5 protein-coding genes are annotated in these 6,940 nt (G+C 36.2%); 4 read left to right on the plus strand and 1 reads right to left on the minus strand.

All coding sequences use genetic code 11. The features are described 5' to 3' along the window. The first annotated feature begins 29 nt into the window (after positions 1–29). The 3 genes from ARB69_RS08395 to ARB69_RS08405 are packed head-to-tail and all read left to right on the plus strand — an operon-like array spanning position 30 to position 3,991. Positions 30–1,403 (plus strand): MmgE/PrpD family protein, encoded by a 1,374-nt coding sequence (locus ARB69_RS08395; protein ID WP_242857566.1) that lies wholly within the window; start codon positions 30–32, stop codon positions 1,401–1,403. Between the two features lie 18 nt (positions 1,404–1,421). Beyond that, positions 1,422–2,555, plus strand: a complete 1,134-nt coding sequence (locus ARB69_RS08400; protein WP_055152571.1) for a tyramine oxidase subunit B — start codon at positions 1,422–1,424, stop codon at positions 2,553–2,555. A gap of 23 nt (positions 2,556–2,578) precedes the next feature. Further along, complete coding sequence (locus ARB69_RS08405) at positions 2,579–3,991, plus strand: APC family permease (protein ID WP_055152573.1); 1,413 nt, start codon at positions 2,579–2,581, stop codon at positions 3,989–3,991. 154 nt (positions 3,992–4,145) lie between these two features. On the opposite strand, the gene ARB69_RS08410 is transcribed toward ARB69_RS08405, so the two are convergent. After that, positions 4,146–5,552, minus strand: a complete 1,407-nt coding sequence (locus tag ARB69_RS08410; protein WP_055152575.1) for an ATP-binding protein — start codon at positions 5,550–5,552, stop codon at positions 4,146–4,148. A gap of 434 nt (positions 5,553–5,986) precedes the next feature. Here ARB69_RS08410 and ARB69_RS08415 point away from each other — a divergent pair. Then, the coding region (locus ARB69_RS08415; protein ID WP_055152577.1) for a tyrosine-type recombinase/integrase at positions 5,987–6,940 on the plus strand (954 nt) is incomplete at its 3' end.

Consider the following 6,940-nt stretch of genomic DNA (forward strand, 5'->3'; position numbering starts at 1 on the left):
GACGGGTGGGTAGACATTGACAATTGGAGGTGTTGTTTTTGAATAATCAAGAATACATGAATACGCTAATTGATTTTATTAAAAATACAGAATATGTAAATCTAAGTAAAGATGTACAAAAGCAAGCAAAGAAGTGTTTTTTTGATTTGTCTGGTGTGATTTGTTGTGGTGCTAAAAATAATAGCGCAAAAAAAGCGGCGAAATATGTCACAAAAAATTACCCAACTGGCAGATATTCAATCTTAGCTACGGGTGATAAAACTAATTTGATTGGTGCCGCCTTAGCAAATGGAATGGCAGCAAATGCGCTGGATATGGACGATGGATATAGTTTACTCAGGGGACATCCAGGCGCCGGATTTTTTGGTGCGCTTTTATCAGCAGCTGAAGGGAGCGAATGCACATATGGAGAATTTCTCTCAGCGCTTGTTGTTGCGTATGAAATTTCAATACGGCAAGGATATGCGATTCGCGATTTTTATGGATGGGATCATAGTTCAGGCAGCTATGCAACATTCGCTACTGCTGCAAGTGTTGGGAAATTACTACACCTTGATGATGCTGAAATGAATATGGCACTTGGAATCTCTGATTTTATTATGCCAGTTAATCCAGCTAAGAGATCTTGCTATGTTCCCTCTATGAACAAGGATGGTATTTATTGGGGGCAGCATGCAGGAACACAGGCTGTAATGATGGCAAAAAGTGGGATTACAGGTCGTAATCCGGTAATACTTGATGATAAATATTTCCCATATCTTGATACATTGGGGGATAAATTCTATATGTTTGACTTATATATTAAGTTTTATTCATGTTGTCGGTGGGCACATAGTCCAATTAGTGCTGTTGCCTCATTAATTAGTGAGTACAGCATTCCTTATAATCAAATTGATAAGGTAGATGTCTATTCATTTGGTAATGCAGGTACATTATATAAATGCGCACCTCATAATGAAGATGAAGCACAATATAATATACTTTATCCAATTGCTGCACAGATTGTATTCGGTGATTGTGGACCTTTAGAAAGCAGTACTACAAAAATGCTTGATCCGAGAATAAAACCGATGATAGACAGAATAAAGTTTCATCACGAGCCTAAATACGATAAAGTGTTTCCAGCTAAAAGGCTTAGCCGAGTTGAGCTAACATTGAATACTGGTCAAAAGTTGGTATCAGATGCGTTTGAACCAAAAGGTGACTATAATTCTGATGTATCTATGGAAGATATTAAATATAAAGTTTACAAAATGAACAGATTATATGCTGAAAATGATGTTATTGATCCTTTTGTTGATGCGGTGTTAAATACAAAGCCAGAGGAATCATTTTCAAAAGTGTTTAATGCAATTAAAATATTGTCAATAACAAATATTCATCCCGAAATAAAGTTCATATAATATACGAGGTGCAGAAATATGCCAGAAAAAATAGATTTTAAGTATTTAAATGAAAATGATATGTTAGCCGTGGGCGTTGCTGACATGAAAGGCTGTCTGAAAGCCATGGAAGATATGTTTGTTCTTATTCAGCAGAACGATTATCGTATGGGAGGTGAAAATGCTAACGAACATGGTATTAGAGTTACGTTTCCTCAAACAAGTGATATAGAAGGAATGCCCACTCATAAACCGGATTTTAGATTTATGGCGATGCCAGCTTATCTGGGAGGACGTTTCCACATATTTGGAATTAAAAGCTATGGATCCAACCCAGATAATACTGAAAAGGAATTACCAAGATCAATCCTTATGATGTCTTTAATGGATGTAGATACAGGCATCCCTCTGGCATATATGTCAGCCAATATTCTTAGTGCAATGCGTACAGGCGCTGTTTCAGGTGTTGGTGCGAAATATCTTTGCAAGAAGAATGTTGAAACAGTTGCAATTATTGGACCAGGAACAATGAGTCGATATACCATGGACGCATTTATGGAAGTACAGCCTACTATAAAAACTGTTAAAATCAAAGGAAGAGGAAAAACGAATATCGAACTTTTCATATCATTTTGTAAAGAAAACTACCCAGGTATTGAAGACTATGTTGTTTGCAATACTTTATCAGATGTATGTAAAGACGCCGATATTATATTTTTTGGAACTACAAATGCCTCAAAATATGAAGATAACCCGACAGTTAAAAAGGAGTGGGTAAAACAAGGTGCACTTGTAATTAGTGCATCTGCATTATTGGTGGACACATCATTTTTATCAGCACCAGAAGTCAAATTAATATCAGATAATTACAAAATGTACGAGGAATGGGGCGCTGGGCACCCCACGCCTACGCAAAGAAATGTATCTACGCTGTTAGGTATGGGATTTTATGATGCAGTTACGGAAGGAAAAATTTCAAGAACCCAGATTACTGATATTGGTGAAATAATAAGCGGTGAAAAAAGCGGCCGCGACGATGATAGCCAGATCATCCTTTATGCAGTTGGAGGCATGCCAATAGAAGATGTTGCATGGGCACATGATTGTTTTAAGAATGCTCTTAAAAAAAATATAGGGGTTACTTTAAATCTGTGGGATAAACCTGCACTTTAAAGCAAAGAAGGATGGTGATTAGTATGAAAGAGAAAAAAGGAAGCTTTGATCGTGTCTTAAATACAGGTGATGTTTTAGTTGTAGCATTCGGAGCCATGATTGGCTGGGGGTGGGTTGTCTCTTCGGGACAATGGATTCAAAATGGAGGCATATTAGGCACAGCTATAGGATTTATTATTGGTGGCTTAATGATTTTTTTCGTGGGTTTGTGTTATGCGGAATTGACAACAGCAATGCCTAAGTGTGGAGGCGAACATGTTTTCAGCTATAAAGCTTTTGGCCCAATCGGCTCTTTTATATGTACATGGGCAATTATCTTAAGCTATATTGGCGTTGTATGCTATGAATCTGTTTCCTTTCCTACAATATTGCAGTATCTCTTTCCTGGAATGATGAAAGGCTATTTATATACAATTAATGGATTTGATGTCTATCTTAGTTGGATTGCTATAGCTGTTTTTATGGCTCTTTTAATTTTGATACTTAATATTATTGGCACCAAAAGTGCAGCAATATTCCAAAAGGTATTAACTTGTGTTATTGCCGGGGTAGGAATATTATTAGTTGTTGCATCAGCCTATTCTGGCGACATCAAAAACATTCAAGGACAAGTTTTTGTCGGGGACAATTCGTCAAGTATAGTTCAGAATGTTATAAAAGTTGCAATTATGACACCATTTTTCTTTTTTGGTTTCGATGTAATCCCTCAAGCAGCAGAAGAAATTAATGTTCCATTAAAAAAATTAGGTAAAATGATGATGCTATCTATAATATTGGCAGTATCATTCTACGTATTAATTGTAATTAGTGTTGGATATGTCATGAACGTTTCCGATATTAAAAATTCAATGCAGTCAACAGGATTAGTTACCGCTGATGCTATGGAAAAAGCTTTTAGCAGTACTAATATGGCCAAGGTTTTGATTGTTGGTGGATTATGTGGAATTGTCACGAGTTGGAATTCATTTCTGATTGGGGGTAGCAGAGCTTTATATTCTATGTCTGCCTCATCGATGATACCTTACCGTTTCGGAGTTTTACACAAAAAATATAACACACCAATAAACGCATTGTTATTAATTGGGATTTTATCTATGGTTTCTCCATTCTTTGGAAGATCAATGTTGGTATGGATAGTAGATGCTGGAAATTTCTCGTGTTGCCTAGCATATTGTATTGTCTCACTATCATTTTTAGTCCTTAGAAAAAAGTTCCCGGAAATGAAAAGACCGAATAAGATTAAAAATTATCGTATTGTTGGTGTAATCGCAGTTATAATGTCAGGTACAATGTCTTTGATGTATGTTATTCCTAATACGAATTGTACCTTAGTGTGGCAAGAATGGATTATTGTATGTGGCTGGGCTATATTAGGTATTTGCTTGGGTTTTTGGAGTAAACGAAGATATAAAGCTAATTTTGCTGTTCTAATATAAAGTTTGATTTCCACTATCATTATAGTCAACGAAAGGTCAAGTTATATAGATTATGCGTTACACAAAGCGGACCAGAATATTCTATTCGCCCAGAATACTCAACGGGCATGTCCCAATCGACATGTCCGTATTCTCGTTTACCTCTTTATAAAGTTTACTCGTAAATTTTCCTATTAATATCATTGAAAGAAACCAGCATTGTATCATTATGCTTCTCTGCATAGTCTAAAACCTGTTCAGTAAATCCCGATTTAGAAAATAAAATATAATATTTATCCGTATACTGAAATAATTCGCCTCGTTCTTTCAAGAGTTCAATAACATCTAATGTTACAGGGCTGTTTCTCCATTTACATTCGCAAAAAAGTGCTCTTGATTCCTGAACAGCCATTATGTCAATTTCCTCCTGCCGTTTTTTAGCCGGGTTATTTCCCCACCAACGTCCGCTGTTTCCTATAGGAAAAGGAAGTGTTGTATACACCTCAGGGAGATAAAGATACTGCTGGCATATTTCTTCAAATACACTCCCCATAAAGTCGCTAAGCTGGGGCCGTACCAAAGTCTCATAAATTGTCTCACCTATTCCGCGTATAATGCTGCTCAGATTAGGGCGGACGAAACGATACCAAAATAGAAACATGTTATCATCTAAATGGTAAAGCGTTTTTTTGCTCGAAGAACTCTCTGTTATCGGTACCTCTTTACGTACTATACCTAATGCTATGAGTGAAGATATCTGGTTGCTGCAGCCGCTGGTTTCGAGACCGGTTTTTGTGGCGATCTCATTCATACGGCTTGCGCCACTGGCAATTGCAGAAATAATAGAATGATAGGTCGCTGGCTCTTTCAGCTCCTGCTTCAATAGATTAGAGGGTTCATCAAATAACCGGCCGCTTTCGTCGAAGAACAAATTAATTATATTTTCATCCATTGAACGGGACGAATCAATTCGCGAAAGATATTCTGGAATTCCTCCTGTTATGCCATATAGGACTGCCTGTTCTTCTGGTGAATAATTTTCTAACATAGGTCTGAATTCAAAATAGTTAAATGGATGTATCTTGAACTGCACCGTTCTTCTTCCATACAGAGGACTTTTGTATCCAAGCACTTGCTCTTCCATGAAGCTCATTGACGATCCACATAAGATAAGAAATAATTTGCTGTTTTTCCAACATTGATCAATATGGCTTTGTATCATGGATGAAATGGCCGGGTAGGAAGAAGCCAGATAAGGGAATTCGTCTATAGCTATAATCAAACGCTCGTGTTTTTCACATAAGCTGTCAATATAATCTAATAGTTTTGCAAAATCTGAAAACTCAGGAAAATGCGATTCGATTCCTGTATTAGAAAATAATGCCTTAGAAAATCCCTGGAGGTTTTCCTTTTTAGTTCCTTCAATTGCCATGTAGTATATGCTATTCTTATCTTTTATAAATTCATTAATCAAAGTAGTTTTTCCTACTCGCCTTCTTCCATAAAAAACAGCAAATTCAAACTGGTTACTTTTATATAAAGTGTTTAACTTCTTTAATTCGCGTTCTCGCCCAATAAACATTGCTATATCTCCTATAATTAGATTTGCATTTAATATTATTACTGCTTCCTGCTCTATAATTAATTTGAATGTACATAACGAAATTACTATTTAGTTAATTAGTAATTATAGAATAAGTTTATCATTTTTATCAATATTGTTCAAGGGGGTTTGCTAATACATACATGCAAAATTGTTTAGCCTATAATGGTAGTCGGAAAATAACTAATTAAAATAATTTTATTATGAAACGAAAATATACAGTTATGTGACATATATCCACGCATTTTGTATTTAACATAGAACATTTACGTAAAATGTGCGATAATAGTCCTGATCCTTTTTAATCCGATAGGTAATTAATCATGAATCTAACACATCCCCAAATCCGTTCTCCGTGCAGTACACTGCCCTGATGATCCCTAAAAACAGATTACTAAAGAGAGGTGGTTAACATGAAATATAATTACAGGCAGCAGTCGGCACTAGCAGGTGAGTTCGTTGAAGTCCTTTCAATAGAGCGAAACCTGGGAGTCAAAACGTTATATGCTTACAAAAATGATGTTGATAATATGGTAAAATGGATTGATATGCGTGGTTATAGTGATTTAGACGCAGATACAATTATGATGTATTTTTTGTATCTGCAAAATGAAATAGAGTTATCTCCTCGAAGCATTCGCCGCAAATATGTCTCTATCAGGCAGTATTGCGATTTTCTGAATAAAGAACTAGATATGAATGAAGTATTTTTCAAATTTTCTTCCAGAAAATTTCAGATCCCCAAAAATCTGCCAAAGGTTCTCTCCAAAACGGAAATACAAAGCCTAATATCGTCTGTTTCAGCAGAGTTTCAATCGGTGTCTTCAGAATATCACCGCCGGCTTTGCATTAGAAACATGTGTATTATAGAACTCCTGTTTTGCCTAGGACTGCGTATTGGCGAGATTGCTGCTTTGGACGTTGATGACTATAATAGAGAAGACTGTTCCGTTTTGATACATGGAAAGGGAAAAAAGGAAAGAATGCTTTTTATATCTTCGCCGATCGTATGCCAGAAACTAAACAACTGGCTTCTAACCCGCCTGGAAATGTCACCGGCAGATTCTGCAATGTTTGTCAATAAGTCGGGTGGCCGCCTGAGCATATTTAGTATTGAAAATATTTATTATAAATACAGGGAGCTTTCCCAAATAAATCCACATTCAACGCCACACTACCTTCGTCATAGCTTTGCAACACAGCTGCTGAATAATGGCGCTAACATTCGGGATGTACAGGAATTGATGGGCCATAATAGTATTGTAACCACACAAATTTATACAGAGTGTAAATGTCAATATAAAAATGATCAAAAAGTGGAAAATAAAAATGTACATTTTCCAAGATCTATTCCTCAGTTTGTGTTT

Source organism: Faecalicatena contorta (assembly GCF_001404335.1).
Taxonomy (GTDB): Bacteria; Bacillota; Clostridia; order Lachnospirales; family Lachnospiraceae; genus Faecalicatena; species Faecalicatena contortus_B.

Excerpts from the sequence above, each read along its gene's own strand:
- ARB69_RS08400 (WP_055152571.1), top strand. The coding sequence starts at position 1,422 with ATGCCAGAAAAAATAGATTTTAAGTATTTAAATGAAAATGATATGTTA.
- ARB69_RS08410 (WP_055152575.1), bottom strand. The coding sequence starts at position 5,552 with ATGTTTATTGGGCGAGAACGCGAATTAAAGAAGTTAAACACTTTATAT.
- ARB69_RS08405 (WP_055152573.1), top strand. The coding sequence starts at position 2,579 with ATGAAAGAGAAAAAAGGAAGCTTTGATCGTGTCTTAAATACAGGTGAT.